Genomic DNA, 13,998 nt, shown 5'->3' with positions numbered 1-13,998 from the left:
GGGCCGATAAGGCCCCCGACCCGGCCGCCCTGCGGCCCCATGCCGGGGGCCGGGAGCCCGTGGAGCGGCACACCCTGGCCGAGATACGCGAGCGGATGCGGCGCGTCATGAGCGCCCGGGTCGCCATCGTGCGCCGCGACGAGGGGCTGGCGCTCGCCGCGGAGGAGTTGGCCGAGCTGCAGCGTGAGCTCGCGCCCCGGGTGGCGAATGGCGCCCCCACGGTAGAGCTGGCGAGCCTCTGGCAGGCGCTGCGCCTGGCCCGGCTCACGGTGGCCAGCGCTCGGCGTCGCCGCGAGTCCCGCGGCCTGCACTACAACGCGGACTGCCCCGGCCACGGTGCGGGCAGGCCGCAGCCTTCGCGGATTCATCTCGCCGAGCTTGCCGCGCCCTGAGGGGCGGCTTCGCTCAGCGCGCGCGGCGCTGAACCAGCAGGCGACGCAGCCGCCACAGCGAGGCGGCATCGCTGCTGTCGGGCCACAGCCACAGGCGCCGCCCCTCCAGTCGCAGGCCGATCAGCCAGGGTCCCAGGTAGTCGCAGTCGAGGGAGACGCTGCGCCAGGGACGGCCCGGCCGGTCGCGCCACTCCCAGCGCAGCCCATCATCGGGTCGGGGCAGCGCGCGCAGCTCGCCGCAGGGGCGCCGCCTGGCGGCGTCGAGAAGCACGCCCAGCATCGCCGCGGCGGCGACGGCGCCCAGCCAGGCCGAGGCGTAGAGGAGGACCAGGCCGGCCACGAGAGCGGCCAGCAGGCCATGCAGCAGGAGGGAGAGCCTAGACGGGACGATGCCCAAGGCTGTCGGCGCTTTCGGCATGCTCGATGATCAGCTGCACGATGCGCCGGCGGCGCGGCTCCTCGGGCCATTCGCGACGCATCAGCCACACGAACAGGTCCTGGTCCTCCTCGTCGAGAAGGTCACGAAAGGCCGCCTGGTCGGCCGCGTCCAGGCCGTCGTAGCGCTGCTCGAGGAAGGGAACCAGCAGCAGGTCCAGCTCCCACATGCCACGACGGGAGTGCCAGTAGAGCCGTTTGCGCTGCGCCGCGTCCGGGGGTGTTTGCTCGTTCAACGTCGACCTCGCCTGTCCGGTTGGATGTGGCCTCAGTATACCCGAGCCCCCCGCCAACGACAGCCGCCGGGGCGACCCCAGCCCCGCTCTCTGCCTATGGTCGTAGTGCGTTGTTTTATCGACATTTGTCGAGTATGCTTGGGTGAAACAACAGCGCAGGCAGGCCGATTCCGGTTGCGCACCGCATACGGAGAACGTCGATGACCAAGTCCGAGTTGATCGAACAGATCGCCATGCGACAGCCGGAGCTGTCGATCAAGGAGGTCGAGGCCGCCGTGCGCCTGATCCTCGACGACATCACCGACACCCTGGCCGAGGGCGGCCGCGTCGAGATCCGCGGCTTCGGCAGCTTCTCGCTGCACTACCGCGAGCCGCGCATCGGCCGCAATCCCAAGACCGGCGAGCCGGTCGCGCTTGACGGCAAGTTCGTGCCACACTTCAAACCCGGCAAGGAGCTGCGCGAACAGGTAGACGCCAGTCGCGCCCTGGGGTACTGACGCCGCTCCGGCCACCACCATCTTCCATCCATAGGGGACACAAGCGCATGCGTTGGCTCAAAGGCCTGATCCTGGCCATCATCCTGCTGGGCGTCCTGCTGGTCGGCATCCTCTTCGCCGTCAACAACCAGCAGGCCCTTCCGCTCAACCTGATCTGGATCGAGCTGCCCGCCGCCTCGCTCTCGGTCTGGCTGCTCGCCTCCCTGGCCGTTGGCGTGCTGCTGGGCATGCTGGCCATGAGTGGCGTCTACCTGCGTCTGCGCACCCTGCTGACCCGCGCCCAGCGCCACAACCAGCAACAGCGCAAGGAGCTCGACCGCCTGCGTGTCCAGGAGCTGAAGGAACTCCCCTAGAATGCCCGACGCCCTGCTGCTGACCCTGTTGTTGGCAGCGGTCGCCATCGGCTGGTGGCTCGGCCGCCGCGAACGCAGGAAACGCGACGATCCCGCGCCGCCCAACGATCTGGCGCGGGATTATTTCGTGGGGCTCAACTATCTGCTCAACGACCAACAGGACCGCGCCATCGAGACCTTCGTGGCCGCCCTGGAGGTCAACAGCGAGACCATCGACACCCATCTCACCCTGGGCAACCTGTTCCGCACCCGCGGCGAGGCCGACCGAGCGGTGAAGATCCACCAGAACCTGCTGGCCCGCCCCACCCTGTCCGCCGGCCCGGGCGACCGGGTACAGCTGGAGCTGGCCCGCGATTTCCTGGCGCTGGGCCTGCTGGACCGCGCCGAGCGCCTGCTCCAGGGTCTGATACGTGACAGCCAGGAAGCCGAGCTGCGCCTGTCGGCCAAGCGCCTGCTGGTGGACCTCTTCGAGCGTGAGGGCGAATGGCAGGCCGCCCTGGAGGTGGCCCAGCCCCAACTGGTTCGCCAGAGCGAGGAGATCCGCCGCGCCGCGGCCCACTGGCTCTGCCAGTTGGCGGAGCAGGAACGCTTCGAGGCGAGCCCGGGGCTGGCCCGCAAGCACCTGCGCCAGGCGCTGTCCATCGACCCGCGCTGCGTCCGCACCAACCTGCTGCTGGCCGCCCTCGAACACGACACCGGCCACTATCGCCAGGAGATCCGGCTACTGTCGCGCATTCCCGAGCAGGACCCGGCCTTCACCCCCACCCTGCTGGAGCCGCTGGCCACCGCCTACCGCCTGCTCGACGACGAGGCGGGGCTGATCCACCACCTGCAGCAGCTGGTCGAGCGCACGCCCTATACCAGCGTGATCATCCTGCTGGCCGAGACCGTACGCCATCGGGACGGGATTCCGGCGGCGATCGAGCTGGTCAGCGAGCAGCTCAACCGCGAGTCCAGCCTGGGCGCCCTGGACTACCTGATCGACCTCTACCGCCAGCACAGCGAGGGCGAGCCCCTCGCACGGCTCCAGCTGCTGCAGCGCCACACCCGCACTCTGCTGGCGGCGCTGCCCCGCCACCGCTGCCGCCGCTGCGGCTTCGCCGGCGAGCAGCTGCACTGGCAGTGCCCGCGCTGCCGCAGCTGGGGCACCACCAAGCCGATCACCGGTATCGAGGGCGAGTAGCGCCGCGGTGCCGCGGTGCCGCGGCATCGCGGCACCGCGGTCAGGCGCCGGCCAGCTCGGCCTCGATGGCAGCCAGCGCCGCCATGGGTTCCTCGGCCTGGGTCACCGGGCGCCCCACGACCAGGTGGGTGCTGCCCGCAGCCCTGGCCTCGGCCGGGGTCATGACGCGCCGCTGATCGCCGGCCACGGCGAAGCTCGGGCGAATTCCCGGGGTGACCTTGAGGAAATCGTTCCCGCACAGCTCGCGCAGCCGTGCCGACTCCTGGGCCGAGCAAACCACCCCGTCCAGGCCGCTGTCGCGGGCCAGGAGCGCCAGGCGCTCCACCTGCTCGGCGGGTGACGCCGCCACGCCAACTTCCGCCAGGTCCCCGGCCTCCATGCTGGTCAGCACCGTTACCGCGATCAGGTGGGTGACCAGGCCATGCTGCTCGAGGCGCTCCCGCGCCGCCTCCATCATGCGGCGCCCTCCTCCGGCATGCACGTTGACCATCCATACGCCCTGCTCGGCCGCCGCCTGCACGGCACCGGCCACGGTATTGGGGATGTCATGGAACTTGAGGTCGAGGAACACCTCGAAGCCGCGGCCGTGCAGCGCCTCGACCACGTCGGGGCCGCTGCGCGTGAAGAGCTCCTTGCCTACCTTGAGTCGGCAGCGCGCGGGATCCAGACGATCGGCCATGCACAGGGCCGCATCCAGGGAGGCATAGTCGAGTGCGATGATCAGGGGCGAAGCGGTAGACACGAGCCGATCTCCAGGCAAGAGGAATGATGGCCCTATTATATCAGCCCCCGCCGTCGTCCCGCGTCAGTCGGTGCCGACGAGTGATGGCGCGCCGGGATGCCCCCCGCGACGACTTTCCCCACCCCCGCCCGTACGGTTTGACAGACAGCACCCGGAGAGAAGGACGCACACCGCTCCGGGGAAGCGCCCGCTAGCCTGAGAGGTGCCCCCAGGGGCCGCCATCCCGCGACAGGGATCTCCACATCACAGTCACGCGAGGGATAGATCATGAAGGGCATGACACGGAATGCGATGGCCGCGGCACTGGTTACACTGCTGCTCGGTCTGGCGCCGCTGGGCGCAGCGGCCCAGGAGGTGGCGCCGATCAACGTCAACACCGCGGATGCGGAACTGCTGGCGGAGCTGCCTGGCATCGGGACGACCCGGGCCGCCGCCATCATCGAGGAGCGTGAGGCCAACGGGCCGTTCGACGACGCCGAGGACCTGACCCGGGTCAGCGGGATCGGGGCCGCCACGGTGGCCAACCTGAACGACCAGATCACCTTCTGACCCGCCCCCTCCCGACAGGCGCGGCCGCCGGGCATTCCCCTCTTCTCGGTGGGCAGCCAGATCGGCCTGCTTGCCACCCTGCTGCTGGTCCTGGCCACCGGCGTCATCGGCCTGCACCTGATCCGCCGCGAAGGGGCCGCCACCTTCGCCCGGGCTCGGGAGCGCCTGGAGCGCGGCGAAATACCCTCCAGTGAACTGCTCACCGGGGCGGCGCTGATCTTCGGCGGCGCCCTGCTGATGGCGCCTGGGTTTATCTCCGACGCCCTGGGCTTCCTGTGCCTGATCCCCGACGCCCGGCGTCTGATGGGCAAGCTGCTGGCCTGGCTCGGCATCCGCACCCACGGTTTCCATATCCACACCGAGGGGGGCAGGCCCCACCCCGGCGCAGGCGACTGGACCCGGAGCGACGAGGGGAGCGCCCGTCGAGACGGCGAGGCGGCCTCGCGTCCGGGCCAGGAGGGACCGCTGGAGGGCGATTTCATCTCCCGCGATGATGGCCGGCGCTGAGGCGCCGGTCTCGCTTCATCGGGGCAGCAGGCGCAGGGAAAAAAAATTCATCACGGCCCTTGAAAGCCCCTCGGCGAGCCCCACTTATCGGTCAGCAACAGGCTTCGGCGCGGCACGCCGCGCCTTTGACATGGCAGGCGTCTGTCGCCTCCACCTCGCCGGACGGACCTGCGAGGCAATGATGAAACCGCCGGGCGTGAACCGGCCATGAGAACCATCAGGAGAACGTGAGCAATGAACATCCGTCCCTTGCACGATCGCGTCGTCATCCGTCGCGTTGAGGAAGAACAGAAAACCGCAGGCGGCATCGTGCTTCCGGGCAACGCCCAGGAAAAGCCGACTCGTGGCGAGGTGCTCGCCGTCGGTAACGGCCGGATTCTCGATAACGGCGACGTCCGTCCCCTGGACGTGAAGGTCGGCGACACCGTGATCTTCAAGGATGGTTTCGGCGTTGAAAAGCAGAAGATCGACGGCGAAGAGGTCCTGATCATGAGCGAGTCCGACATCCTGGCCGTCGTCGAGGGCTGATCGCGCGGCAGACCGATCTCCCCCCGCGAACCTCGCTTTCACTCAGACGATCACGAACTCATAGGAAGACACCGAAAATGGCAGCGAAACAAGTCAAGTTCTCCGACGACGCCCGCAAGCGCATGGCCCGTGGCGTCGACATCCTGGCCAACGCCGTGAAGACCACCCTGGGCCCCAAGGGTCGCAACGTGGTGCTCGAGAAGTCCTTCGGCGCGCCGACCGTCACCAAGGACGGCGTCTCCGTGGCCAAGGAGATCGAGCTGAAGGACAAGTTCGAGAACATGGGCGCCCAGATGGTCAAGGAAGTCGCCTCCAAGACCTCCGACGTCGCCGGTGACGGCACCACCACCGCCACCGTGCTGGCCCAGTCCATCGTCAACGAGGGCCTCAAGGGCGTCATCGCCGGCATGAATCCCATGGACCTCAAGCGCGGTATCGACCAGGCCGTGGTCGCCGCGGTCAAGGAGATCGAGGCCCTGGCCGTGCCCTGCACCGACTCCAAGGCGATCGCCCAGGTCGGCACCATCTCCGCCAACGGCGACAAGCGCATCGGTGAGATCATCGCCGACGCCATGGAGAAGGTCGGCAAGGAAGGCGTCATCACCGTCGACGAGGGCCGCGGCTTCGAGGACGAGCTGGAAGTCGTGGAAGGCATGCAGTTCGATCGCGGCTACCTCTCCCCCTACTTCGTGACCAACCAGGACACCATGGCGGTCGAGCTGGAAGACCCCTACCTCCTGCTGGTCGACAAGAAGATCTCCAACATCCGCGAGCTGCTGCCGGTGCTGGAAGCCGTCGCCAAGGCGGGCAAGCCGCTGGCGATCATCGCCGAGGACATCGAGGGCGAGGCCCTGGCCACCCTGGTGGTCAACACCATGCGCGGCATCGTCAAGGTCGCCGCCGCCAAGGCGCCGGGCTTCGGTGATCGTCGCAAGGCCATGCTGCAGGACATCGCCATCCTGACCAACGGCACCGTGATCTCCGAGGAAGTGGGTCTGACCCTGGAGCAGGCGACCCTGGACCACCTGGGCACCGCCAAGCGCGTGACCATGTCCAAGGAGAACACCACCATCATCGACGGCGCCGGTGACGAGGGCGACATCGAGGCCCGCGTCAACCAGATCCGCGCCCAGATCGAGGAGACCTCCTCCGACTACGATCGCGAGAAGCTCCAGGAGCGCGTGGCCAAGCTGGCCGGCGGCGTGGCCGTCATCCGCGTCGGTGCCGCCACCGAGGTCGAGATGAAGGAGAAGAAGGCCCGCGTCGAGGACGCCCTGCACTCCACCCGCGCCGCGGTCGAGGAAGGCGTGGTGCCCGGCGGCGGTACTGCCCTGGTGCGCGTGCTGACCAAGATCAAGGACCTGAAGGGCGACAACGAGGACCAGACCCATGGCATCGCCATCGCCCTGCGCGCCATGGAGTCCCCGCTGCGCCAGATCGTCGCCAACGCCGGCCAGGAAGCCTCGGTCATCCTCAACGAGGTGAAGGCAGGCGAAGGTAACTTCGGCTACAACGCCCAGACCGGCGAGTTCGGTGACCTGTTCGAGATGGGCGTGCTGGACCCGGCCAAGGTGACCCGCACCGCGCTGCAGTCCGCCGGCTCCGTCGCTGGCCTGATGATCACCACCGAGGCCATGATCGCCGACGATCCGGACGAGAAGGACGCCGCTCCGGACATGGGTGGCATGGGCGGCATGGGTGGCATGGGCGGCATGATGTGATCACGCCCCCTGCCCCAGGCGCTGTTCCAAGCAACGCCTGAGACAGACCCCGCCGGCGAGAGCCGGCGGGGTTTTTCGTTGAAGCTACCGCGGCGGGTGTCAGCCAAATGCCAGCCCCGCGTACCCGGCGCTCGCCACCGCCTCACAGTGCTTGCGGTATTCACCTGCCCCGGCGGCGTAGATGGTGGCTATCCGCGGCCTGCCCGGCGCCCCGAAGTACCAGGAGTCTTTCATCGTCGCCAGCACCGACGCCTCGGCCACGTCATGGACGTGCTGCGTCCAGGCCTGTTCAGCCTCCGCCGTCGCTGTCACGCACCGTTCTCCCCGGCGGCGCATTCGCGAAATGCAGCGGGCGATCCAGTCGACGTTCTGCTCGATGCAGCGTCCGGCATTGCAAAGCGCCGCGGCGTTGTGCGGCCCATTGACGATCAGCAGATTGGGAAAGCCGCCGACCAGCAAGCCCAGGAAGGTCTGTGGACCCGCTCGCCACTTCTCGGCCAGCGACAGGCCGTTCAGGCCGCGGATGTCGATCCGGCTGAAGGCACCTCCACCGGCGTCGAAGCCGGTCGCGTAGACAATGATGTCCAGGGCGTGCTCCCCCCGCGAGGTGCGAATGCCGGCCGGGGAGATCCGCTCGATCGGCGTCTCCCGCAGGTCCACCAGGGTGACATTGGCGCGATCGTAGGTTTCGTAATAGCCGTTCTCCAGGGGTACGCGCTTGGTGCCGAAGGGGTGATCGGGCAGCAGTCGCCGGGCCGTCTCGGGGTCATGGACGCGCCCCCGGATCTTGCGGCGCAGGAAGTCACAGGCGTGCTCGTTGACCTCGAAGTTCATCATCAGGTCGGCGAAGTTGCTGAACCAGAAGGCGAAGCCCGCCTGCTGCCAGAGCGCCTCGAACTTGGCCTCCCGCTCGGCCGGGGAGACCGCCAGCCCGGACCGGGGATCGAAGGTGTGGAGGAAGCCACCGAAGGAGGTCCGGCAGGTCGCCAGGATCCGGGGCCAGTCGCGTCGAATGGCCGCGCGATCGGATGCGCTCAGCGGCCGGTTGCGCTGGGGAATGCAGTAGGTGGGGGTGCGCTGAAACACGCTCAGTTGGGCCACCTCGGGGGCGATGGTTTGGATCACCTGCACCCCGGAGGCGCCCGTGCCGATCACCCCGACTCGCTTGCCGGCGAGGGTCACGCCTTGCGGCCAGCGTGCGGTATGAAAGCTCGCGCCCCGAAAGTCGTCCATCCCAGGGATCTCGGGCAGCAGCGGCATCGACAGGGTCCCCGCCGCGCCGATCAGGAAACGGGCGGTAGCGACGTCACCCTTGTCGGTCTCGACCCTCCACAGTGCCCGTCGGTCGTCGTAGGCGGCGGCCAGCACCCGGGTGTCGAATCGGATGTGCCGACGCAGGTCAAAGCGCTCCACCACATGGCTCAGATAGCGGGCGATCTCGGGCTGGGGCGCAAAGAGCTCCTGCCACGCCCAGTCCCGCACCAGGGCGTCGGAGAAGGCAAAGGCATAGGTATGGATCTCCGAATCCACCCGCGCCCCCGGGTAGCGGTTCCAGTACCAGACGCCCCCCACCTCGCTGCCGCTCTCGTAGACCCGAGCGGCAAGGCCCATGCGCCGGAATCGTTCCAGGGCACAGATTCCCGAGAGGCCCGCGCCAATGATGATCGCATCCAGGTCAGGAAGCGCCGCGGTCAGGGCGAGTCGCCGCTGCCGCGACGGCGGTGAGGAGGGAGCGGAGCCACGGGCCATCTGGGCGGCGAAGGGCGCGCCCGGTTCCGGATCGTGCTCGATACAGCCCCAGAGGGTGCGGGGCCGCACGCCGGCGGCGTCGAGGCTGCGTGACAGCTCATCCGGCTCGCCTCCCGCCACCAGGCACAGCAGCCGGCCAGGGTCGCGAATCAGGAAGCTTCGGCTGATCCTCGCACCGCTCCCGGCCAGGACCCGAGTCAGGACGGCCAGCGGAACCGCCGGAGCCTCCGCGTCGTCCAGGGCCAGCTCCACCAGGACGCGCGCTCCGGTATCATCGAGCCCCTCGTCTCCCAGCCCGCCCGCCACCCGCACCGGCCAGAGCGGGGCGTCGCTCGCTCTCAGCTGGCGCAGCACCAGGCGCACGGACTCGGCGTCCGGGGCCTGATACCAGCACAGCATGCGCTCGCCATCCAGCGCCAGGTAGCAGCGCCGCCAGCGCACCCGATGGAGCGACAGGCAGGCGTGAATCGCCAGCCGCCTCAGGCCGTCGCCATCGAGGGGCGCCGCCAGGGGCTGCAGGGAGATGAAGTCGTTCATCGGGGAAAGTGGCCGGCTGGGCAGTCACTCTTAGTGTTGGCCCGCTTCGTCCGGGCGGCAAGCGCAAAGAGACGCAGCCCCGGGCGGGATGGCGCGGTAGACTATGGCCGCCTGGTGCGTCGCACCCTACCCATCCAGCTGCCGCCTCGACCTCATGCTACCCAACATCCGCATCGTCCTCGTCCAGACCTTCCATCCCGGCAATATCGGCGCCTCGGCGCGGGCCATGAAGACCATGGGCCTCACCGACCTGGTGCTGGTCAACCCGCGCCGCTTCCCCGATCCCGACGCCACGCGGCTGGCCGCCGGCGCCGAGGACCTGGTCGAGCGGGCCCGGGTGGTGGCGACGCTGGAGGAGGCGGTCGGCGACTGCGTGCAGGTGGTGGGGGCCAGCGCCCGGCTGCGTAGCCTGCCCCTGCCCCACTTTGATGAGCCCGACACCATGGCACGGGCGCTGGTGGAGCACGCCGCCGCGGACCCGGTGGCGCTGGTGTTCGGGCGCGAGCGCTTCGGGCTCACCAACGACGAGATCCGTCTGTGCAGCCATCAGGTGAGCATCCCGGCCAACCCCGAGTACGGCATCCTCAACCTCGCCCAGGCGGTCCAGGTGCTGGGCTACGAGCTCTTCAAGGCGTGGCGACATCGCCCGGAGAGCGGCTACCATCCGCTGCGCCCCGAGCAGGAGCGGGCGCCCAGCCGCGAACAGCTCGGCCACTTCCATGACCACCTGGCGCGGGTGATGCGCCACAGCGGTTTTCTCACCCAGCCCCACGCCCAGACCGAGGCCCAGCTGCAGGCGCTGTTCGCCCGGGCCGAGCCCAGTCGCAAGGAGCTCTCGCTGCTGCGCGGCCTGCTCGCCTCGCTGGAACGCCATCTGCCGGAGGGCAAGCGGTAAACCCACACGGTGGCCCTTGCGGGCGCCGTGCTGGTCGGCAGGTGCCGACGTCCGGCCAGGCCGATCTCGCCCCTGGGGCGCTCCGACACCGGGATGTCATGCAACGGTGATCGGGCTGTCATGAGGTGCGGCGAGGATGGCGTCAGGCCAGTCACGGCAAGGGACACTGCCGCTCGCCGCCAGGGAGGCGCGGTGCAGGGAGCACCCGCGGGACGGCCGGCCCCGGGGCCGGCCAGGCATCGGGAGGATGCCCAGGGAGGACACCGCCTTGCGCCACGGCGACTGCCGTGGCGCACTTGTTGGCGGCGCCCTCACAACCAGCCCGGCACCCCTTCGCGGATGCGTCGCGAGAAGTCGGGGGCCTCATGGGCCAGGCGCGCCCGCGCGGTGATGTCACCGAGCCGCTTGAGCTCGCCCAGGGAGACCCCTCCGACGAGGCCGCCGTGGTCGTGGACATAGCCCGGCAGCAGGCCGGAGAGCAGCAGGCGATGGTCCAGCGGCAGCCCCTCGATGATCTGGCGCATCATGCCGAAGATCAATGTCGTGCAGTTGGCGGTGATGGTGTGGTAGAAGCGCGGCGCCGCCTCGAGGCGGTTGGCCTCCTCCACCATCGCCAGCAGCAGATCGCGCCGGTCGGCCGCCGCGAGCAGCACCCGAAAGAGGGTTACCCTTTCGCCCCGCACGTTGCTGCGCAGGCGAATGGCATCCCGCTCATCGGCGGCGATGATCGCCAGCTCGTACTGCTTGAAGAAGCCGCCGATCTCCGAGAAGGTCTCGTGGCGCTCGCGGCGCACCTCGACCGAGAAGGCCACGAAGTCATGCGCGCTGGACTCGGGGTCGAGGAAGCCGAAGGAGATCAGGACATGGGCGATACCGGGTCGCCCCCAGCCGGAGACGAACAGATCCACGCTGGCGAGGGCGCCCAGATCGTACGCCCGCCGCTCCCAGCGGACCCGTGCCCGGTCCCGGGTCTGCCAGTCGAAGTTCCGGACATGGTGGAGGGTCAGGCGCTGCCCCTCGACCTCCCCCGTGGCCAGGTGCGCCACGTCCTCGGCCCAGTCGAGATCCGCCGCCGGCCTCAGGCGACGCCACCAGGCCAGCAGCGCCAGCATCTGTACCGCCAGGCCCACCAGCGGGGCCACCCGCGCCCCGCGACTGAAGAGCCACAGCCAGATGCCGCCCAGCAGCAGCCAGCCGGCCACCGCCAAGGCACGGCCCGGGCGCGCAAGCGGCAGGCGATACCCCAGCGCCAGGGCGCCCCAGAGGGTGCACAGCGCCATCACCAGGCGCAGGAGGAGGTCGAGGAACAGCAGCATCGGGGTGGGCTCCGCGGGACCATGCCGCGAGGCTAGCATGGCCACCCCGGGTCGCCCTCAACGCTTGACCCGGGGTACGGCGGCGGGCGCCGTCGCGGCGAGGCAATCAGGCGTCCGGCAGGGCCGCGGTCACCATGATCTCGACCCGCCATTCGGGCTTGGCCAGCTTCGCCTCGATGGCGGCGCGTACCGGCGGGCGATCCGGCACCACCCAGGCGTCCCAGGCGGCGTTCATCTGGTCGAACTCGGCCATGCTGGTGATCCAGATCTGGGCGGCAAGAAGATGCTCCCGGGAGGTACCGGCGGCGGCCAGCAGACGGTCGATCTTGGCCAGCACCTGCTCGGTCTGGCCGCGCATGTCGGCGCTGGCGTCGTCCGGCACCTGGCCGGCCAGGTAGACGGTACCGTTGTGAACGGTGGCCTGGCTCATGCGGGTGTTGCTGTCGTGATAGCTAACGCTCATGTCGCTCCCTCTTAATTTCATCGGGCAGGGCCCGGAACAGTGTCGGCCTCCCCGGCAGCGCAGGCGCCGGGCAACAGACAGGGTAGCGCCCGCGAGCGGGCCGGGCGAGCGCCTCGGTGTCGAGGCACGCACGCGCCGGGGGCCGTTCCTCGGCTGGCGGGCCGCCAGGTGGCAGGAACGGCGCGGCGCTCAGCAGCGGCCCTGCATCCTCAGCCCGGGCGGGCAGAAGCCGCGACCGCGGCGCTCGTCATGGTAGTAGTGGCGCTCCACACGACGGTGGCGATCGCGATCCCGATAGCGTCGATCATCGCCGCGATAGTGGCGGTGGCCGCTGTAGCCGTCGACCTCGAGCAGCGGGCGCGACTCCACCCGCGCCGGGGTATAGCTGCAGCCGGCCAGGGTCAGGGTCGACGCCACCACGGCGAGCATCAGTAGGCGTGCGGGTGTCCTCATGGGAATACCTCAACAAGGCAAGCAGGTTGACGGGCTCCCTTCGTTCCCGGTCCGGCTTCGTTCTGCCATACCCGTTGGCAATGGTTCTGCCATACCCGATGACAGGGCCTCTGGCGGGCCCGCGGAGCTCGAACACTGTTCATTATCTTCGCCTTACCCGGCGAGGGGCGCCAGAGGGAAGCGAGGAAAGAGCGTGCAAGCGCTCGCCGGGGCGGTCACAGCGCGCCTCAGCAGCGGCCCTTCTTGGCCTGACCGGGCGGGCAGAAGCCCTCTCGGCGGGCTGGCGGACCGCCACGGTCGTCGTCGATGACGATCAGCGGCTCGGACTGGATACGGGCCGGGGTATAGCTGCAGCCGGCCATGACCAGGCTGGCCGCCACCAGCATGAGGGGAAACCACAGGTGCCGAGACATGGGACCTCCTTGTAGTAGGCGAGAATCTAGTAGGCGAGAATCTAGTAGGCGAAAATCTAGTAGACGAACATGTTTTAGGATTTAGGCGAACATCATCACCGCCCATTCTAGCCAAGCCTGCGCTCCCCTCCCATGTGGCGCACCGGCGACACACCTGTCGCTGCGTGGAGACAGTAGCCAGTCGGCGACATCGCGCGCATAGTGGCCGTTCATTAGTCTGCAAACGGGACCCCCGATGGAGAGCGTGCGTCGCCACTCGCTGCTGCTGATCGTGCTGGGCAGCCTGGTCGTCACCCTGGCCATGGGACTGCGCCACGGCTTTGGCCTCTTCCTGGAGCCGATGAGCAGCGAACTCGGCTGGGGACGCGGCGTCTTCGCCTTCGCCCTGGCCGTGCAGAACCTGCTCTGGGGCCTCTCCCAGCCCTTCGCCGGCGCCGTGGCCGACCGCTTCGGTGCCGCCCGCACCATCGCCGGAGGCGGCGCCCTCTATGCCCTCGGCCTGGTGTGCATGGGGCTCTCGGAGTCGGCGCTGGGCATGACGCTCTCCGCCGGGGTACTGATCGGCCTCGGCCTCTCCGGCACCACCTTCTCGGTGGTGCTCGGCGCCGTGGGGCGCGCCGTGGCGCCGGAGAAGCGCAGCATGGCCATGGGCATCGTCAGCGCCGCCGGCTCCTTCGGCCAGTTCGCCATGCTGCCCGGCACCCTGGGGCTACTGGAGTGGCTGGGCTGGTCGGGGGCGCTGCTGGTGATGGGCGCCATCGCCGCCCTGATGCTGCCGCTCGGCGCCTGGCTGCGGGATCGCCCGATCCCCAGCACCGGCGGCGACCTCTCGCTGCGCGAGGCCCTGGACGAGGCCGCCGGCCACCGCGGCTTCTGGCTGCTCTGCCTGGGCTTCTTCGTCTGCGGCTTCCAGGTGGTGTTCATCGGCGTGCACCTGCCCGGCTACCTCTTCGACCACGGCCTGTCGGTCCAGGTCGGCACCACCGTGCTGGCCCTGGTGGGGCTCTTCAACATCTTCGGCACCTACGT

Annotated in this window: 17 protein-coding genes and 1 pseudogene; 10 read left to right on the top strand and 8 right to left on the bottom strand. The window is 69.3% G+C overall.

Translation table 11 applies throughout. The annotated features are described in order from the left end of the window. Positions 1-392: pseudogene (locus J5F18_RS10935) on the top strand (L-aspartate oxidase); the annotation flags it as partial. 13 nt (positions 393-405) lie between these two features. Here the strand turns inward: J5F18_RS10935 and J5F18_RS10930 are convergent. Beyond that, positions 406-789: a hypothetical protein gene (locus J5F18_RS10930; RefSeq protein WP_346298676.1), complete on the bottom strand. Its 384-nt coding sequence runs from the start codon at positions 787-789 to the stop codon at positions 406-408. Beyond that, positions 770-1,063, bottom strand: coding sequence for a succinate dehydrogenase assembly factor 2 (locus J5F18_RS10925; protein ID WP_346298675.1), 294 nt, complete (start codon positions 1,061-1,063; stop codon positions 770-772). The genes J5F18_RS10930 and J5F18_RS10925 overlap by 20 nt, the downstream gene beginning before the upstream one ends. A gap of 185 nt (positions 1,064-1,248) precedes the next feature. On the opposite strand from J5F18_RS10925, the gene J5F18_RS10920 reads away from it, so the two are divergent. Genes J5F18_RS10920 through lapB form a run of 3 tightly spaced genes read left to right on the top strand, consistent with a single transcriptional unit; the run spans position 1,249 to position 3,096 of the window. Next, positions 1,249-1,560: an integration host factor subunit beta gene (locus tag J5F18_RS10920; protein ID WP_346302215.1), complete on the top strand. Its 312-nt coding sequence runs from the start codon at positions 1,249-1,251 to the stop codon at positions 1,558-1,560. Positions 1,561-1,607: 47 nt separating this feature from the next. Further along, positions 1,608-1,913, top strand: coding sequence for a LapA family protein (locus J5F18_RS10915; protein WP_346298674.1), 306 nt, complete (start codon positions 1,608-1,610; stop codon positions 1,911-1,913). A 1-nt stretch (position 1,914) separates the two neighbouring features. After that, complete coding sequence (gene lapB / locus J5F18_RS10910; protein ID WP_346298673.1) at positions 1,915-3,096, top strand: lipopolysaccharide assembly protein LapB; 1,182 nt, start codon at positions 1,915-1,917, stop codon at positions 3,094-3,096. 40 nt (positions 3,097-3,136) lie between these two features. Here lapB and pyrF read toward each other — a convergent pair whose 3' ends face one another. After that, positions 3,137-3,838: an orotidine-5'-phosphate decarboxylase gene (gene pyrF, locus J5F18_RS10905; RefSeq protein ID WP_346298672.1), complete on the bottom strand. Its 702-nt coding sequence runs from the start codon at positions 3,836-3,838 to the stop codon at positions 3,137-3,139. 276 nt (positions 3,839-4,114) lie between these two features. Here pyrF and J5F18_RS10900 point away from each other — a divergent pair, with 276 nt between their 5' ends. The 4 genes from J5F18_RS10900 to groL all read left to right on the top strand — a co-directional run bounded on the left by J5F18_RS10900 (position 4,115) and on the right by groL (position 7,143). Then, a complete protein-coding gene (locus J5F18_RS10900) occupies positions 4,115-4,387 on the top strand; it encodes a ComEA family DNA-binding protein (RefSeq protein ID WP_346298671.1) in 273 nt (90 codons plus the stop codon). Between the two features lie 48 nt (positions 4,388-4,435). Then, on the top strand, positions 4,436-4,894 hold the full coding sequence (locus tag J5F18_RS10895; RefSeq protein WP_346298670.1) for an FxsA family protein: 459 nt from the start codon (positions 4,436-4,438) through the stop codon (positions 4,892-4,894). A 234-nt stretch (positions 4,895-5,128) separates the two neighbouring features. After that, positions 5,129-5,422 (top strand): co-chaperone GroES, encoded by a 294-nt coding sequence (locus tag J5F18_RS10890; RefSeq protein WP_010628243.1) that lies wholly within the window; start codon positions 5,129-5,131, stop codon positions 5,420-5,422. Positions 5,423-5,499: 77 nt separating this feature from the next. Then, entirely contained in the window at positions 5,500-7,143 is a 1,644-nt protein-coding gene (gene groL / locus J5F18_RS10885; protein WP_346298669.1) for a chaperonin GroEL, read from the top strand. A 99-nt stretch (positions 7,144-7,242) separates the two neighbouring features. Here groL and J5F18_RS10880 read toward each other — a convergent pair whose 3' ends face one another. Continuing rightward, positions 7,243-9,429 (bottom strand): NAD(P)-binding domain-containing protein, encoded by a 2,187-nt coding sequence (locus J5F18_RS10880; protein WP_346298668.1) that lies wholly within the window; start codon positions 9,427-9,429, stop codon positions 7,243-7,245. Between the two features lie 154 nt (positions 9,430-9,583). Here J5F18_RS10880 and J5F18_RS10875 point away from each other — a divergent pair, with 154 nt between their 5' ends. Then, positions 9,584-10,324 (top strand): RNA methyltransferase, encoded by a 741-nt coding sequence (locus tag J5F18_RS10875; protein ID WP_346298667.1) that lies wholly within the window; start codon positions 9,584-9,586, stop codon positions 10,322-10,324. A 311-nt stretch (positions 10,325-10,635) separates the two neighbouring features. Here the strand turns inward: J5F18_RS10875 and J5F18_RS10870 are convergent, their stop codons facing one another. The 4 genes from J5F18_RS10870 to J5F18_RS10855 form a co-directional block, all read right to left on the bottom strand. Next, on the bottom strand, positions 10,636-11,640 hold the full coding sequence (locus J5F18_RS10870; protein WP_346298666.1) for a DUF4105 domain-containing protein: 1,005 nt from the start codon (positions 11,638-11,640) through the stop codon (positions 10,636-10,638). Positions 11,641-11,746: 106 nt separating this feature from the next. After that, complete coding sequence (locus J5F18_RS10865; RefSeq protein ID WP_346298665.1) at positions 11,747-12,103, bottom strand: RidA family protein; 357 nt, start codon at positions 12,101-12,103, stop codon at positions 11,747-11,749. 189 nt (positions 12,104-12,292) lie between these two features. Beyond that, on the bottom strand, positions 12,293-12,556 hold the full coding sequence (locus tag J5F18_RS10860) for a hypothetical protein (RefSeq protein WP_346298664.1): 264 nt from the start codon (positions 12,554-12,556) through the stop codon (positions 12,293-12,295). A gap of 227 nt (positions 12,557-12,783) precedes the next feature. Beyond that, a complete protein-coding gene (locus J5F18_RS10855; protein WP_346298663.1) occupies positions 12,784-12,969 on the bottom strand; it encodes a hypothetical protein in 186 nt (61 codons plus the stop codon). A 235-nt stretch (positions 12,970-13,204) separates the two neighbouring features. On the opposite strand from J5F18_RS10855, the gene J5F18_RS10850 reads away from it, so the two are divergent. Continuing rightward, a partial coding sequence (locus J5F18_RS10850; protein ID WP_346298662.1) for an MFS transporter occupies positions 13,205-13,998 on the top strand: 794 nt, incomplete at its 3' end.

The sequence above is a fragment of the Halomonas sp. BM-2019 genome (assembly GCF_017584085.1).
Note: the sequence above shows the minus strand (reverse complement) of the source record. Positions and strands in the feature narration are given on the sequence as shown.

Excerpts from the sequence above, each read along its gene's own strand:
- J5F18_RS10915 (WP_346298674.1), top strand. The coding sequence starts at position 1,608 with ATGCGTTGGCTCAAAGGCCTGATCCTGGCCATCATCCTGCTGGGCGTC.
- lapB (WP_346298673.1), top strand. The coding sequence starts at position 1,915 with ATGCCCGACGCCCTGCTGCTGACCCTGTTGTTGGCAGCGGTCGCCATC.
- J5F18_RS10900 (WP_346298671.1), top strand. The coding sequence starts at position 4,115 with ATGACACGGAATGCGATGGCCGCGGCACTGGTTACACTGCTGCTCGGT.
- J5F18_RS10890 (WP_010628243.1), top strand. The coding sequence starts at position 5,129 with ATGAACATCCGTCCCTTGCACGATCGCGTCGTCATCCGTCGCGTTGAG.
- groL (WP_346298669.1), top strand. The coding sequence starts at position 5,500 with ATGGCAGCGAAACAAGTCAAGTTCTCCGACGACGCCCGCAAGCGCATG.
- J5F18_RS10880 (WP_346298668.1), bottom strand. The coding sequence starts at position 9,429 with ATGAACGACTTCATCTCCCTGCAGCCCCTGGCGGCGCCCCTCGATGGC.
- J5F18_RS10875 (WP_346298667.1), top strand. The coding sequence starts at position 9,584 with ATGCTACCCAACATCCGCATCGTCCTCGTCCAGACCTTCCATCCCGGC.
- J5F18_RS10870 (WP_346298666.1), bottom strand. The coding sequence starts at position 11,640 with ATGCTGCTGTTCCTCGACCTCCTCCTGCGCCTGGTGATGGCGCTGTGC.
- J5F18_RS10865 (WP_346298665.1), bottom strand. The coding sequence starts at position 12,103 with ATGAGCGTTAGCTATCACGACAGCAACACCCGCATGAGCCAGGCCACC.
- J5F18_RS10860 (WP_346298664.1), bottom strand. The coding sequence starts at position 12,556 with ATGAGGACACCCGCACGCCTACTGATGCTCGCCGTGGTGGCGTCGACC.
- J5F18_RS10855 (WP_346298663.1), bottom strand. The coding sequence starts at position 12,969 with ATGTCTCGGCACCTGTGGTTTCCCCTCATGCTGGTGGCGGCCAGCCTG.